Consider the following 14420-nt stretch of genomic DNA (forward strand, 5'->3'; position numbering starts at 1 on the left):
GAGAACGTGTCCCCAGTACTACGGCTTCCGGAGGGCGCCGTCGAGGTCGGGCGCGGTTCAGTCCGTCCGCGGGAGCGCGCGGGCGCCGAGGGCGACGAAGACGACCGCCAGCGCGGCGAGGACGAGGAGGTAGCCCAGTTCCGGCGAGAGCGGGCCGATCGGGACCACCTCGCCCCCGTCGGTCGTCGCGCGGACGCCGCGGGCGAAGTAGGTGAGCGGCGACAGCGCGGTCGCGGGGCGGAACCACGCGGGGAGCATGTCCAGCGGGACGAACGTCTCCGAGAGGAAGAGCAGGGGGAGCGCGACGGTGTTGCTCGTCGCGATGACGCCGTCCTGTGAGTCGGCCAGCGAGCCGATGAGCGCGCCGATCCCGCAGAACAGCGTCACCCCGAGGACGACGTAGCCGACCAGCAGTCCGACGACGGGGACCGAGAGCGCGATATCGGCCCCGGTCAGCCCGACGACGAGCGCGAGGAGCATGAGCGCGGCGAGCCCGATGACGACGACGTTGACGAGCGTCTGGGCGAGCAGCCACTCGGTCCGCGACAGCGGCGTCGTCGCGAGCTTCTCGAAGCGGTTGCCGTCGCGGTGGCGCGCCACCTCGCTCCCGACGCGCGAGAGCGGCGTGAACAGGACGACCACGGCGAGGTAGCCGGGGACGTAGTAGACCGCGGGCTCGGTGAACAGCCCGCCGCCCCCGCCGGCGGTCGGCTGCGTCTGCACGAGGACGCCGAAGATGACGACGATCAGCAGCGGGAAGAAGAACGTGAAGAAGACGGCCGTCCGCCGGCGGAGGAACGAATGCCAGCCCGCGCGGACCGAGGCCGCGACGCGTCCGGTCCGGGTCATCGCTCGCCCTCCGCGGGCGTCGCGGCTGCCCGCTCGCTGTCTCGGTAGCCGTACTCGCCCTCGCTGTCGCCGGCGAGGCGGAGGTAGACGTCTTCGAGGTCGGGTTCGCTCCAGGAGAAGGCGTCGTAGCTCGCCCCCGCGGCGTCGAGCGCGTCGACCACGTCGCCGATGGCCTCGGGCGGGACGTCCGAGACGACCAGCGCGTCGCCCGAGCGCTCGACCGGATAGGACAGGTCGAGCGCCGCGGGGTCGGCGTCGGTCTCGACGACGAGTCGGCTCTCGCCGCCGTACTCCGCGACGAGCGCGTCGGGTTCGTCCACGGCGACGAGGCGTCCGTCGGCGAGCAGGCCGACGCGGTCGGCCAGCCGGTGGGCCTCGGCCATGTCGTGGGTGGTCAGGAAGATGGTCGTCCCGCCCGCGGCGAGCGATTCGAGGAGGTCCCACAGCGACCGGCGGCCCGCGGGGTCGATGCCGGTCGTCGGTTCGTCGAGGAAGAGCAGATCGGGGTCGTTGACCAGCGACGCGCCGACGCAGGTCCGACGCTGCTGGCCGCCGGAGAGGTTCTCGTACCACGTATCGGCGGCGTCGGTCAGTCCCACGTCTGCGAGGACCGCGTCGACGTCCCGGCTGTCGTCGTAGAGACCGGCGTAGTAGGTGAGGAGTTCGCGCGCGGTGAGTCGCTCGGGCGGGTCGAACGCCTGGGGGAGGAGGCCGATGCGTTCGCGGTCGACCTCGCGGGGGTCGGTGTCGAAGACGGCGACCGAGCCCTCGGCGTCGGTCGTCCCCGTGAGCGCGCGGACGAGCGTGGTCTTGCCCGCGCCGTTCGGGCCGACCAGCGCGAACACCTCGCCCGCGTCGACCGAGAGCGAGACGCCGTCGAGCGCGACCGTGTCGCCGTAGGTCCGCCGCACGTCCTCGGCGACGAGCGTCGCTGTCATAGCCGGACGGAGCACTGGAGGTCGCAAAGGCGGTTCGGTTCGCCGGCGGCGAGCGGCGGAAACGGGAGACAGTATGACACCGGAGGGCGCGTCGGCGGAGGACCGAAGCGAGCGTCAGCGGGGTGGTGCCGGGGCGTCGGCGTCCGTGGAGGGAAGGCGTCAGTGGGAGCGGAGGGAAGGCGTCAGCGGGAGCGGAGGGAAGGCGTCAGCGGGAGCGGAGGGAAGGCGTCAGCGGGAGCGGAGGGAAGGCGCCAGCGGGGTGGCGTGGGGACGAGCGTCGGCACGGGAGACCGTCCGAGAGACGACGGTGTCAGGCCGTCCGCGGGGCGGGATCGGGGGGCGGCGTTTCGACGCCGTCGTCGCCGTCGCCGCGCCAGCGGGCGGCGACGACGAGCGCACCGGCGCCGAGTCCGAGGAGGAAGACGGCGAACGTGACCAGGTCACCGAGATACGGGACGAAGCCGAGCGCTTCGACGCCGACGACGCCGACGAGGAGCGCCGCCCAGCGGCTGTCGACGCCCGCGGAGGTCAGCGCGAACCGACCGACGAGGTACTCGCCGTAGACGATCGCCGCCCAGACGGCCAGCCCGAAGAGGGCGCCGCCGGCCAGCGCCAGCGGGATGCCGATGATCGTCAGCGACACCGCGACCAGCAGGACCGGAACGGCGAACAGCGCCGCCAGCCCGGCCGCGCCGGTCCGCGCGGGGTCGGCGGTCGCCGTCTCGACCAGCTCCGCCGAGAACTCGGGGAACAGCCCGATCAGGAGCGCGCCGACCAGCAGGGACAGCAGCGTCCAGTAGACGCCGAGTAGCGGCGAGAGGGCGGTGTCGAGTTCCTCGCCGAGGACGAGGCCGACCTCGACATCGCCGACGTGCCAGCTCGAACCGGACTTCTCGGTCACCGTCCCGTCGACCGTCGCGCCGGCCTCCCGGTCGACCGTTTCGTGGTAGGTCACGTCGCCGCCGACCGCCGCGGTCGAGGCGAGGGTGACCGACTGGCCGCTGGCGACATCGCCCTCGACGGTGCCGGCGACGTCGATGTCGCCGCCACCGGCGCTCGCGTCCTCCTCGACGGTCGCGCCCTCGGCGACGCTCACCGACCCGCCACCGGCGCTGGCGCTCCCCTCGACGCGGCCGTCGTCGACGACGTCGACCGAGCCGGCCGCCGCGGTCGCGTCGCCGCCGACCGTGCCGGCGACCGTGACCGACCCGGAGGTGGCGGTCACGTCGCCGTCGACCTCGCCGCCGTCGGCCACTTCGACCGATCCGGCGACGGCCGTCACGTCGCCCTCGACGGTCCCGCGGACGAGGACGTCCCCGGTCATGACGGTCAGGTCGCCGGAGACGGTCTCGTCCGGGCCGACGACCCTGTCGGCGTCCTGGGGCGCTGCGACCGCCGCGCCCGGGAGGAACGCGAGCGCGACGACGAGGCTACACACGAGTACGATGACCCGCGACGTGCGGGCGTCTGGCGTGAGAGGGGCCATTGCAGTTCGACCGACGGACCCGTTCCCGGTAAGTACCGAACGCGACTTTCCGGCCCGACAAGTCGGAGAAAGATTTAAGTGAAGTTTCGGCAATCAGAGCTGTTCCCGCACGTCGCGGACGATGCCGTCGATGTCGAAGTCGTCGACCTCCTTGTCGAAGACGATCTCGTCGCCGACCTCGACGCGGAAGACGCCGTGGTCGCCCATTACGAGTTCGAAGCGGTCGATCTCCGATTCGAGGCTCGTGAGGACCGCTTCCTGGGTGTCGAGCGCGCGCTCCCTGAACCCGCAGGGGACGCAGTACGTCAGCGTGACTGCTGTCATAACTGTCTCTCCGTCGCGAGCGCCGATAAGCGTGTCTGGCTTCGGACGCCGGCGTCGGTCGTCAACCGGAGCGACGGAGACGGCTGCGAGCAACGCGAGCTCGCCGGCCGTGAGGACTGTACCGCGCCACGAGTGCGGTCCCCAGCGCGCCGGAGCAAGTGATAACCATACGAACAATGATATTATAGCAATAGTTATGATAGCGCGAGGAGTTGGGACGGACAGTCGAAGACTGGGCCGTTCGTCGTGGGTACGAACGGGGGTTTTCGTGGGTAGCAATGACGACGCAGGACAAGCAACGGCGACGGGGAGCATCGCGTAGTGATACAGCGGTTCGGGGACTCGTCCGATGAGACGGACGGTTCAGTCGGGTCTCGCGACGCTGGTCACGTCGATGGTGCTGCTCTCGGTGATCGCACCTGGGATCGGCCTCGTTGGCGCGGCGAACGCGACGATAGAGGTCACCGAATGCCGACTCATCGACTCGAACGGGACGTACTCGTTGTCGACCGACATCGCGACGAGCGACGCGAGCAACTGCATCCAGATCGAGGCCGACGACGTCACGTTCGACGGAAACGGGCACGCGATCGAGTTCACGGGGTCGAACGGCCCGTCGGCCGTCAGCGTGAGCGGCGGCGCGAACGTCGTCGTCACCGACGTGACGACTCGGTACTTCGGGACCGGCGTCAGGTTCTACGGCGTGGCGGGCAGCGAGATATCCGACGTCGTCGTCGAACCCGAGTCGGGCGATAGCCGGCCCGGGGCGTACGGCAACGGGATCGCCCTCTACGGCGGCTCGACCGGCAACCTCGTCGAGAACAACACCGTCGACAGGATCGGCGAGTGGGGCGCCGCGGGCCAGTCGGGGAGCGGGATCTACGTCGCCGACTCCGCGGACAACGTGATCCAGAACAACGACGTCTACGACCCGGCCGACGTCGGGATCCAGCTCGACGCGGCACCGGACAACACGCTCTCGGACAACGAGATCCGCGGGAGCCCGTGGGTGTCGACCCGGACGGTGCGGGCCGGAATCCTGCTCGACACCGGCAGCGACCGAACGACAGTGGACGGGAACTACGTCTACGGGCAGAGCACGTCGAGTTCGCAGGTCGTCCAGCGGGGGATCTACGTCCGGTCCGCCGACAGCGTCCTGACCGCCAACACGGTCAGGGACGTCTACTGGTCGGGCGCGGTCGTCACCGGCGACGGGACCGAACTCGACGGCAACACCTTCAGCAGTAACGAGGAACACGGGCTCCGGGTGAGCGGCGTGACCGCAGTCACGGCGACGAACAACGCCCTCGATTACAACAGGCAGTCGGGGCTCTCGCTCTCGAACGTCGGGAGCGCGACGGTCAGCGACAACACGGCCATCGGAAACACGCAGTGGGCGGCGACGCTCGACTCGTCCGGTCCGCTCACCGTCGAGCGCCTGGTCGTCGAGAACGGCGGACCGGGCGTTTCCTTCACCGCATCGACCGCGTCGGTCGACGGCCACGCTCCCGTCGAACCGCCGACCGACCGCGACGACGTCGACCGGTTCGTCGAGGTCGAGGGGTCGCTGTCCCTCGACGTCCACTACACCGACGCGCAGGTCGCGGACGTGACCGAGGCGGACCTGTCGATGTGGAACTACGACGGGAGCTCGTGGACGGAGACCGGCGGCACGCTCGACGCCGCGGGCAACACCGTCTCCGCGACTGTCGGGACGGGCGTCTACGCGCCGCTCGCGCCCGACACGAAGGCACCCGCGATATCGAACTTCGCGGCGACCAGCCCGGCCGACGGGCGGCTCGCGGTGTCGTTCGACTCGGACGAGGCGCTCGCCGCGCTCGACGTGACCGTCTCGAACGCCTCGGGGCAGGTCGCGGCGCTCGCGCTCGCCGACTTCACCGAGGGCGGCTCCGGAACGTACACCTACGAGAACGAGAGCCGTATCGCGGCCGGCGAGTACGACGTGACGCTCGCGACCGCCGCCGACGGCAACGGCAACGACGGCGCGAGCGGCCAGACGGTCCAGGTCACCGTCACGGAACCGCTCGAAGTGACCTCCTTCGAACTGACCCACGCTGGCGACGGGGACAGACTCGTCGTCGACGACGACGTTGTCGACGTCAGTGCGAAGGTCGAGGGCTCGGACGTGAACTCGGTGACGGTCAACGCCAACTGGTTCGGTGCGGGCACGGTCTACCTCTCCGACCCCGACGGCGACGGGCTGTACACGGGGACCTTCACCGTCGACGTGCCGTACCCATCGGAGGGACGCAAGTGGCTGGAGGTCGAAGCGGCGGACGGGAGCGGCCGGACCGCCACCCGGATCGCCTGGCTCGACCTCGACACGAAGTACCCGACGGTCCACGACTGGAGCATCACCGACGCGGACGACGACGGCGTCGTCGGCCACGGGGAGGACGTCACGTTCGTCGTCGAACTCGAGGACTTCTCGAACGTGACGGTCGTGGCCGTCACGGAACCGATCGGCGTCCCCAACGTGACGCTCCAGCCGACCGCGACCGGGCAGGGCGACAGGTACGAGGGCACCGTCGCGGTCGACGCCGTCGAAGCCGGTGCGGATGGCGTCAAGTACGTCCGGATCGAGGCGACCGACGAGGCCGGCAACTCGTGGTGGCGCAGCCAGTGGCTCGTCCTCGACGCGGACAGCGCCGCCCCGTCAGTCACCAATGCGACGCTGACGAATCGCGACGGGACCGACGACGACGTAGGCGACGGCGATCGGATCGCCGTCGCCGCCACCGTGACGGACGCGTTCGGGGTCGATACGGTCTCGGTGGACGCCACCGAGTTCGGCGCCGGAACGGTCACGCTCACTGATCTCGACGGCGACGACGTCTACGAGGGCGAGTTCACGGTCGATACGGCCAGCGCCTCCGCCGACGGCGCGTACTCGCTCGACGTCGAGGCCGTCAACGCCCGGGGAACGCGGGGATACGCGACGACGAACGCGCTGACGCTCGTCACGCCGCGCGATTTCACGGCACCGACGCTGGTCGTCGAGGCGGTCGACGACCCGCTCGGCGACGGGTTCGCGACCGACGGCGACGAGATCACCGTGCACGCGAACGCGAGCGACGCGAAGAGCGGCGTCGCGTCCGTGACCGTCGACGCCTCGCGGTTCGGCGCCGGCGTCGTCGCCCTCACGGACGGCGACGGCGACGGTCGCTACGAGGGGACGTTCACCGTCGACGCTGCCAGCGCCGACCCGGACGGCTACCTGAGCCTCGCGGTCACCGCGACCGACGCGTCGGGGAACGCCAACAGCGACTGGCGGTACCTCCAACTTGACCGCTCTATCGCGACCGACGCGACGGCGCCGACGATCCACGAGTTCCGCGTCGACGAGGGCCCCGGCCGCGACGTCGCGGTCGCGGTCAACGCCAGCGAACCGCTCGCGCGACTGTCGGTCGAGATCCGCGACGACGCGGGGACGCTCGTCGCGACGCTCGACGAGCGCGACTTCGACACCCTGTCCCGCGGCGGCCCAGTCACCGACGGCCCCATCGACGGCGGGCCCGCGTCCGCATCGCTGCGAGCCCCCGAATCGGCGGTTCCGACCGAGGGGTCGTCGCTCTACGTCGCGCTCGCGTCCGTCCCGGCCAACGGGACGTACACCGGGACGCTCGTGACCGCGGTCGACCGCGCGGGGAACGACGGCGCGGGCAGCGAGTCCGCGACGGCCGTCGTCGGGCCGCTCACGGCACCCGGTTCGAACGCCGTCCGTGTCGAGGGAACGGTCACGACCGCCGACGGCTCGCCCGCCGCCGGTGACGCGATCGTCCTCCTGCCAGACGGGAAACTCGACGAAGACGACAGTCTCGTCGGCCAGATCGACGCGAACGGCGACTACTCGTTCGTCGCGCCGAAGGGACCGACGTACAACGTCCTCTACGTCCAGATCAACGCGTCGGGCGGTCCGGCGCCCGCCGACGGTTCGCCCGACCTGTTCACGCTCGGGTCGGTCACCGACAACGCGACCATCTCGCGGGCGCTCCCGTCCGCACACGCCGTCACGTTCCGGGTCGTCGAGCGCGATAGCGGTGCCGGCGTCGCCGGCGCGCGGGTGAACGTCTCCCACGAGACCAGCGCGCTGCTCGGGCTGTTCGGCGCCACGACCGGCGCGGACGGCCGACTGACCGGCTCGGGAGCGGCCCGCGCGCTCGAACTCGCGGGGACCGTCCACGTCGAAGCCACGCCGGACGACGAGAGCGGCCTCGCGGCGGCCGCGACGACCGTCACCGTCGACGGGCCCAGGGAGATCGTTCTCACGCTCCCCAGCTCAGGCCAGCCGTCGAACGAAGTCGCGGCAGACGAGACGGCGGTCGACGGCGACAGCGCACGCGTGACCCCGGACAGCGGTCCGGTCAGCGAACTGGACTTCGCGTTCGACGACTCGGTCACCGGGACGCTCCGGACGTCGACGCTCCGCTCGCTCGACACGCCCGGCGGGACGGGTGCCCTCGCCGCACAGATCGGTGGGATCGGCGGCGTCGTCGCCAACCTGTCGCTGGACGTCAGCGGTCTCAGCGACCCCGAGATCGGCGCGACGGTGACGATCACGCTGGACCTGCCGGCCGGTGTCTCGGCGTCGTCGCTGACGGTCGCGCGGTTCGCCGACGACGCGGGTCAGTGGGAGTCGCTGCCGACGACCGTCGTCAGTACGAGCGGATCCACGGCGACGATCCGGTTCACGACGCCGGGATTCTCGACGTTCACCGTCGTCTCCCAGCCCCCGGAGGAGCCGTCGACCGACGAGTCGTCCGACAACCGCGATCCCACGGCGGACGCCGGGTCCGATCGGACCGTCGCGAGCGGCGGGCGCGTCACGCTCGACGGGACGGACTCCGGCGATCCCGACGGCGACGGCCTGACCTACGAGTGGACCCAGGTGTACCCGCGCACCGACCCGCCGGTCACCATCCGCGGCGCCGGTAGTTCGCGGTCGACCGTCACGGCGCCCTCCGTCGAGACCCGAACGGAGATCGAAATCCGTCTCACGGTCTCCGACGGGAACGGCGGCACCGACTCGGACATCGTCGACGTCGTCGTCCTGCCGGAGTCCGCGTCGACGGACACGCCGACCGACGCGCCGACGGCCACACAGACCGATGCACCGACGCAGACGCCGACACCCGCGCCGACGACCGACACGGCGACGCGGACCGCCACGCCCGCGGAGACGAGCGCGACGCCGACTGTCGGGACGGCGACCGCGACGCCGACGACTTCGTCGCCGACCGACGACCCCGCTCCGACGCCGACCGCCACGCCGCCGGCGCCGTCCACGCAGGCGCCGACCGCGGCCGACGACGCGGCCGCGACCGCGACCGCGACGAGCGCGGGCGGGCCGGGATTCACCGCTCTCACGGCGCTCGCGGCGCTGGGCGCGGCGCTGATCGCACTACGGCGCAGAGACTCGCGCTGATCGCCCGACGGAGCAGTTTTCGACAGTCGGTCGCTTTTCGGCAGTCGATCGCTTTTTTGCAGTCGGTCTCGCTGTCGAACAGTCCACGCGCCCCGCGCAGTTCATCCGTCCCTCGGTCACTCGTCGCGACCGAACGGCCGCCAGTACAGCAGGGCGACCGTGACGACGAAGACGACCGTCGAGATGCCGTACGACCCCTCAGAGACGGCGGCGGCGACGCCCGTGCCGCTGCCGACGAGGCCGGTCGCGAGCGACGTGATGACGGGCCAGCTACAGGAGACACAGGAGAGCAGTCCCAGCACGCCGGTGACGGCCGACCGCGCGGCGTCGAGGACCGTGGCGTACACCAGGTACGCGAGCGTCGCGTAGCCGATCAGCTTGTACGGGATGAGCGTCAGGGAGAGCCCGCCCCCGTTGAACAGGAGCGCGGGCGACCACCCGGGCGGGAGCATCCACGAGATCCGGTAGCTCGTCGGTCCGTGACCGGGGCCGACGAGGCCGCCCGTGTACGCGAGGACCGCGAAGTATCCGACGGCGAGCGCGGCCGCGATGCGGCGGTTGCGGACCGACGCCGAGGCCGGGTCGGTCCGAGCGACCGCCCACAGCGAGACGTTGAACCAGACGAACGGGTAGATCCACAGTCGCAGCCCGCCGACCGAGAGGAGGGTCTGTGGGGAAAGCGTCGCGTACGCGAGCAGGAGGAGCAGTTCCGTGTTGAGCACGAGCGCGCCCCACAGGAGCGTCTCGCGGCGCGGGCGGATCCGGTCGCCGAGCGCGTCGGTGTCGATGGTCGCCATCGGTCAGACCGCCAGGGCGTCGACGACGATGGCGACCAGGAGCGCGCCGAGGTAGGCGTTCGACGCGTGGAACGCCCGGAACGCCGCCGACTCGGTGCGCTCGCGGTGCAGTCGGAGGACCGTCCAGAGGAAGACACCGCCGAACGCGCAGGTGGTCGCGGCGTACACCCAGCCCAGCCCCGTCATCGCCGCGAGCGCGACTGCCGCGACGAGGGTGGCGGCGAGGTAGTAGAGGATGTGCTTGCGGGTCGCCGCCTCGCCGCGGACGACCGGCATCATCGGGAAGCCCCCCTTCGCGTAGTCTTCCTTGTACGCGAGCGCGAGGTTGTAGAAGTGCGCCGGCGTCCACAGGAAGATGACGCCCGCGAGCGCCAGGCCCGGCAGGCCGAAGGTGCCGGTGACGGCCGCCCAGCCGATGAGCGCCGGGAGCGCGCCGGCGAACCCGCCGATGACCGTGTTCTGGACGGTGTTGGGCTTGAGCACGAGCGTGTAGACGACGCTGTAGAAGAGGATGGCCGAGAGGCCGAGCGCCGCCGCGAGCAGGTTCACCTGCGCGAACACGGCCAGGGAGAGCCCGGCGAGCCCGACGCCGAAGGCGACCGCACGCCGGACGGGGATCTGGTGAGTCGCGATCGGTCGGTCGGAGGTCCGGTCCATCTTCTTGTCCTTCTCGCGTTCGAGCACGTGGTTGAACGTGCCCGACGCGCCGATGGCGAGGACGCCGCCACCGAGGGTGAGGACGACCGTCCGGACGGTCAGGTCGTCGCCACCGGTCGAGGCAAGCGCCATGCCGGCGGCGGCGACGAGGCAGAGCAGCCACATCAGGCGCGGCTTCATCAGGCGGAAGTACGCGGAGAGCGTCGCCGTCGCGCGCTTGAGCGGCGGGAGGTCGGCCGGCGCGGTGAGCGCTGCGTCCGCAGCGGCGACGGGCGCGTCCGACTCGTCGGCCGAGTCGACGCCGGGTTCGACGGCCCACCCGTCGGCCGGTGCGTCGGGCGTGTCGGGTTCGAGTTCCCACGCGAGCGCGACCACGAGTGCAGTGAACAGGACCATCCCGACGACGAGGTGGGCGGTGGTCAGCACGTCGGTCGGGCCGGAGGTCACGACGACGGCGCCGATACCGACCTGCACGGGAAAGAGGGCGATCCCGACGGCGAGCGTGGCGAGGACGCGCCGTCGAAGCCGGTGGCGGGCGCGGAGGGCGGCGACGCCGGTCGCGAGCGCGAGACAGCCGACGAGCAGGGCCACCGCGCGGTGGCCCCAGGCGATCAGGAGGGCGGGGTCCGAGAGCGTGACAGGCCCGCGACAGACGGGCCAGTTCGTGCACGCCCGCGCGGCGTCTGCGATGGACGCCGTCGCGCCGGCGACCACGAGGAGGTAGACCCCCATCGCTGTCGCTGCGAGCAGACTGGAAACGTCGGATCGATCGTCGCGTTTGAACACGTGGGAACCCCGCTGTTGCATCGACTTTGAAGCGTTCGCACTTAGTGTTCGCGCTTCGGGGACGCCGCCGCGGACCGGATCGGCGTCGAGCGCTCGCGAGGCCCGCACACGTTCGGCGAAAGGTTCAGGCGGGAAGTATCATCATCTTTCGGACACGGCGACGGGATTCAGCACGTTAATATGCGGACAATCCCAAGCCCGATCCAACAATGAAGGGTAAGCGCGTCGCACTTCTGGCGCTGTTCGGGGCCGCCCTGGCCGCGGTGGCGATAGAGCCCGCCGCCGCCCAGGCCGGGGCCGACTCGACCACGGAGGAACTCATCTGGGACCTCAACAACCAGCTCATGTACATCGCCGTGCCGATCACGGTGCTGGTCGAGGCCATCCTCTTCTACACGGTCTGGAAGTTCAAGAACAACGAGTCGCCGCTCCCGACGAAGGAGAATCGCCGGCTGGAGATCACCTGGACCGTCGCGACGGCCGTCATCCTGCTGTTCGTCGGCGTCGCGTCGTACCAAGTGCTCGCCGAGCCGTACGTCACCGCGACGGGCCCCGACTCCGGGACCGACAACGTCGCCGAGGACGAGGAGATCCTGGACGTGCAGGTGACCGCTCAGAAGTACAACTGGCAGTTCCGCTACCCCGAATCGGGCGCCACGAACGCCAACACGCTCGTCTTGCCGGCCGACCGGCCAGTGCGGTTGAACGTGACGTCGAGCGACTGGCTCCACGCGTTCCACGTCCCCGGCATGGGCCTGAAGACCGACGCGTTCCCCGGGCAGTCGCACTTCCTGCTCACCAAGCCCACCGACACCGGCGAGTTCCAGCTCTACTGCGCCGAGTACTGCGGCGTGGGCCACTCCGAGATGCTCGGCACCGTCGAGGTGCGGAGCCAGGACGAGTTCCAGAGCTGGGTCGCGGACAACAGCGACTCCGGCGGCTCGAGCGGCAACGACACGGCCGGTAACGGGACCGCGGCCAACGAGACTGCCGCGCTCTCGCCCTGAGACCTACCTGCGGCGCGTTTTTCCCGTCTATTGATCCGTCCGTCACCGCACCCGATAGCGTCGGTTGTCGCCCTTTTCACGGCTCGGCCCGTATCGCCCCCATGCAGTACTTCGAGGACCTCGCCGTCGGCGAGACGGCCGAGTTCGGCAGCTACGAGGTGACCGCCGAGGAGATAACGACCTTCGCCGAGCGGTACGACCCCCAGCCGTTTCACACGGACCCGGAGGCAGCGGCGGACTCGCCGTTCGGCGGGCTCGTCGCCAGCGGCTGGCACACCGCCGCGATGACGATGCGGCTACTCGTCGACAACCACCTCGCCGACGGGGCGACGCGCGGCGCGCTCGGGGTCGACGAACTCCGGTGGCGCCGGCCCGTCAGGCCGGGCGACGAACTCGTCGTCCGGACCGAAATCGTCGGGAAAGACGACTGGGACGAGGACAACGGCCTCGTCTCGGTCGCGATCACGACCGAGGCCGACGGCGAGGAGGCCCTCTCGATGGTCGGTCTCGTTCTCTACGAACGACGCGAAGCGGCGTAGCTCGTCGGTCGAAGGGCCGCCGCGAAAATCGAGTCGGCGCGGCTCAGTTGCCGACGGCCAGACCGGGCTCCGGGGCACCCTCGCGCTCGGTGTAGGCGTCGAGCTGTCGTTCGCCGTCCTCGGTGATCCGGTAGACGACCTCGGCGCTCACCGGTTCGACCAGGTCGCTCTCGACCAGTTTCTCCGTCCGCCGCTGAACGTAGTCGGTCGGCATCCCCAGACGGTTGGCGATGAGCGGGACGTACGTCGGCCGCTCCCGCGAGAGGTAACTCAAGATCGCTGCGTCCGCGCCGCGAAACCAGTCTGGGTGCTGTGGCATCGGTATCCCCGTCGTACTGTGTGGGTTGTTCACATATAACAGTATCGCCGGAACGATCCGGTGTGGAGGTCGGGGCGGGGCGGGGCGGGACGGGGATCGCGGTCTCAGGCCAACAGAGTCAAATCCGGGCAGTCCTCAGGGAAAGCAGAGACGTGTCTTCGAACGCCGGCGGTCGACCGACAGTCCTCGTCGTCGACGACGAAGTGGCGGTAGCGGACGTGTTCGCGCTCAAGCTCCAGGAGGAGTACGACACCCGTGTCGCCTACGGCGGCGAGGAGGCGCTCGAAGCGATCGACGAGAGCGTCGACGCCGTGTTGCTCGACCGGCGGATGCCCGATATTCACGGCGACGAGGTACTCGCGGCGATCCGCGAGCGCGGCTACGACTGCGTGGTCGTGATGACGACGGCAGTCGACCCGGACCTGAACATCCTGGAGATGGACTTCGACGACTACCTCTCGAAGCCGATCGAGACGGAGACGCTGCTGACGACGCTCGACCAGCAGATCGACAGCAAGCGCTCCGGCGACCCGAAGCTGGAGGAGTTTTTCGCCGTCGTGTCGAAGATCGAGGTCCTCGAAGCGGAGCTCACGCCCGCGGAACTCGCCGAGAGCGACGAGTACGAGGAGCGAAAGCGCGAGGCCGAACGGCTGGGTCGCGAACTCCAGGAGTCACACGCCGACTTCGAGGAGATCGTCGACACGTTCCGGGACATCAGCCGGAACTCGCCGTAGGCGCGCGATCCCAGCGGCAGGCCTCGCCGCTCGGATCGCTACAGCCCGTCCAGCGCAGCCCGAACCTCGTCCCAGTCGGGCTGTTCGGACGGGTCGTCGGCGGCCCAGGCGTACCGGACTTTCGTCGCCGCGTCGATCACGAACACGGCGCGGTTCGACACGTCGCGGTGGCCCGCGAGTTCGTCGAGACGGACGCCGTACCGCTCGCTGACGGCGCCGTCGCTGTCCGAGATCAGCGGGAAGGGAAGGTCGTGTTCCCGGGCGAGCGCTCGGTGGCTGAACGCGCTGTCGCGGGAGACGCCCAGCACCGTCACGTCGTCGCGTCCGTCGAGCCACGCGGCGTCCCGGAGCGCCCGCAGCTGGTCGGTACAGGCGGGGTTGAAGTCGAACAGGTAGAAGGCGAGGACGACGGGACCGTCCCGGGTGTGCTCGGCGAGCATGTACTCGCGGATCGCTTCGCCGTCGGTGCCGGGGAGGATGAAGTCGGGAGCGGCGTCTCCGTCGGAGAGCATCGGTCCGGCGTTCGCCGCAGACGGGC

The 14420-nt window shown here is 70.4% G+C and carries 12 protein-coding genes; 4 read left to right on the forward strand and 8 right to left on the reverse strand.

What is annotated here, in order from left to right:
• Positions 1-57: 57 nt before the first annotated feature.
• The 4 genes from ACMGFH_RS00740 to ACMGFH_RS00755 form a co-directional block, all read right to left on the reverse strand.
• A complete protein-coding gene (locus ACMGFH_RS00740) occupies positions 58-849 on the reverse strand; it encodes an ABC transporter permease (protein ID WP_415380864.1) in 792 nt (263 codons plus the stop codon).
• Positions 846-1787, reverse strand: a complete 942-nt coding sequence (locus ACMGFH_RS00745) for an ABC transporter ATP-binding protein (protein ID WP_415380865.1) — start codon at positions 1785-1787, stop codon at positions 846-848. The genes ACMGFH_RS00740 and ACMGFH_RS00745 overlap by 4 nt, the downstream gene beginning before the upstream one ends.
• Before the next feature lie 310 nt (positions 1788-2097).
• Complete coding sequence (locus tag ACMGFH_RS00750) at positions 2098-3273, reverse strand: polymer-forming cytoskeletal protein (RefSeq protein ID WP_415380866.1); 1176 nt, start codon at positions 3271-3273, stop codon at positions 2098-2100.
• A 93-nt stretch (positions 3274-3366) separates the two neighbouring features.
• Positions 3367-3597, reverse strand: coding sequence for an Rdx family protein (locus tag ACMGFH_RS00755; protein ID WP_415380867.1), 231 nt, complete (start codon positions 3595-3597; stop codon positions 3367-3369).
• A gap of 349 nt (positions 3598-3946) precedes the next feature.
• Here ACMGFH_RS00755 and ACMGFH_RS00760 point away from each other — a divergent pair, with 349 nt between their 5' ends.
• Positions 3947-9043, forward strand: coding sequence for a right-handed parallel beta-helix repeat-containing protein (locus tag ACMGFH_RS00760; RefSeq protein ID WP_415380868.1), 5097 nt, complete (start codon positions 3947-3949; stop codon positions 9041-9043).
• Positions 9044-9159: 116 nt separating this feature from the next.
• Here ACMGFH_RS00760 and ACMGFH_RS00765 read toward each other — a convergent pair whose 3' ends face one another.
• Both ACMGFH_RS00765 and cyoE read right to left on the reverse strand, forming a co-directional pair.
• Positions 9160-9840: a hypothetical protein gene (locus tag ACMGFH_RS00765; RefSeq protein WP_415380869.1), complete on the reverse strand. Its 681-nt coding sequence runs from the start codon at positions 9838-9840 to the stop codon at positions 9160-9162.
• Positions 9841-9843: 3 nt separating this feature from the next.
• Entirely contained in the window at positions 9844-11304 is a 1461-nt protein-coding gene (cyoE, locus tag ACMGFH_RS00770; RefSeq protein WP_415380870.1) for a heme o synthase, read from the reverse strand.
• A gap of 188 nt (positions 11305-11492) precedes the next feature.
• Here cyoE and coxB point away from each other — a divergent pair, with 188 nt between their 5' ends.
• Together coxB and ACMGFH_RS00780 are read left to right on the forward strand one after the other, a co-directional pair.
• Positions 11493-12290: a cytochrome c oxidase subunit II gene (coxB, locus tag ACMGFH_RS00775; RefSeq protein WP_415380871.1), complete on the forward strand. Its 798-nt coding sequence runs from the start codon at positions 11493-11495 to the stop codon at positions 12288-12290.
• Between the two features lie 101 nt (positions 12291-12391).
• On the forward strand, positions 12392-12829 hold the full coding sequence (locus ACMGFH_RS00780) for a MaoC family dehydratase (RefSeq protein WP_415380872.1): 438 nt from the start codon (positions 12392-12394) through the stop codon (positions 12827-12829).
• A gap of 43 nt (positions 12830-12872) precedes the next feature.
• Here ACMGFH_RS00780 and ACMGFH_RS00785 read toward each other — a convergent pair whose 3' ends face one another.
• On the reverse strand, positions 12873-13148 hold the full coding sequence (locus tag ACMGFH_RS00785; RefSeq protein ID WP_415380873.1) for a hypothetical protein: 276 nt from the start codon (positions 13146-13148) through the stop codon (positions 12873-12875).
• Positions 13149-13300: 152 nt separating this feature from the next.
• Between ACMGFH_RS00785 and ACMGFH_RS00790 the strand changes: the two genes are divergently transcribed.
• Positions 13301-13882, forward strand: a complete 582-nt coding sequence (locus tag ACMGFH_RS00790; RefSeq protein WP_415380874.1) for a response regulator — start codon at positions 13301-13303, stop codon at positions 13880-13882.
• A 38-nt stretch (positions 13883-13920) separates the two neighbouring features.
• On the opposite strand, the gene ACMGFH_RS00795 is transcribed toward ACMGFH_RS00790, so the two are convergent.
• Entirely contained in the window at positions 13921-14394 is a 474-nt protein-coding gene (locus ACMGFH_RS00795; protein ID WP_415380875.1) for a redoxin domain-containing protein, read from the reverse strand.
• Positions 14395-14420: the final 26 nt, after the last annotated feature.

The sequence above is a fragment of the Halosimplex rarum genome (genome assembly GCF_047715405.1).
Taxonomy (GTDB): Archaea; Halobacteriota; Halobacteria; order Halobacteriales; family Haloarculaceae; genus Halosimplex; species Halosimplex rarum.

Bases quoted from the DNA above. Each gene is read 5' to 3' on its own strand.
- ACMGFH_RS00750 (WP_415380866.1), bottom strand. From the start codon at position 3,273: ATGGCCCCTCTCACGCCAGACGCCCGCACGTCGCGGGTCATCGTACTC.
- ACMGFH_RS00780 (WP_415380872.1), top strand. From the start codon at position 12,392: ATGCAGTACTTCGAGGACCTCGCCGTCGGCGAGACGGCCGAGTTCGGC.
- ACMGFH_RS00755 (WP_415380867.1), bottom strand. From the start codon at position 3,597: ATGACAGCAGTCACGCTGACGTACTGCGTCCCCTGCGGGTTCAGGGAG.
- coxB (WP_415380871.1), top strand. From the start codon at position 11,493: ATGAAGGGTAAGCGCGTCGCACTTCTGGCGCTGTTCGGGGCCGCCCTG.
- ACMGFH_RS00765 (WP_415380869.1), bottom strand. From the start codon at position 9,840: ATGGCGACCATCGACACCGACGCGCTCGGCGACCGGATCCGCCCGCGC.
- cyoE (WP_415380870.1), bottom strand. From the start codon at position 11,304: ATGCAACAGCGGGGTTCCCACGTGTTCAAACGCGACGATCGATCCGAC.
- ACMGFH_RS00760 (WP_415380868.1), top strand. From the start codon at position 3,947: ATGAGACGGACGGTTCAGTCGGGTCTCGCGACGCTGGTCACGTCGATG.
- ACMGFH_RS00795 (WP_415380875.1), bottom strand. From the start codon at position 14,394: ATGCTCTCCGACGGAGACGCCGCTCCCGACTTCATCCTCCCCGGCACC.
- ACMGFH_RS00740 (WP_415380864.1), bottom strand. From the start codon at position 849: ATGACCCGGACCGGACGCGTCGCGGCCTCGGTCCGCGCGGGCTGGCAT.
- ACMGFH_RS00785 (WP_415380873.1), bottom strand. From the start codon at position 13,148: ATGCCACAGCACCCAGACTGGTTTCGCGGCGCGGACGCAGCGATCTTG.
- ACMGFH_RS00745 (WP_415380865.1), bottom strand. From the start codon at position 1,787: ATGACAGCGACGCTCGTCGCCGAGGACGTGCGGCGGACCTACGGCGAC.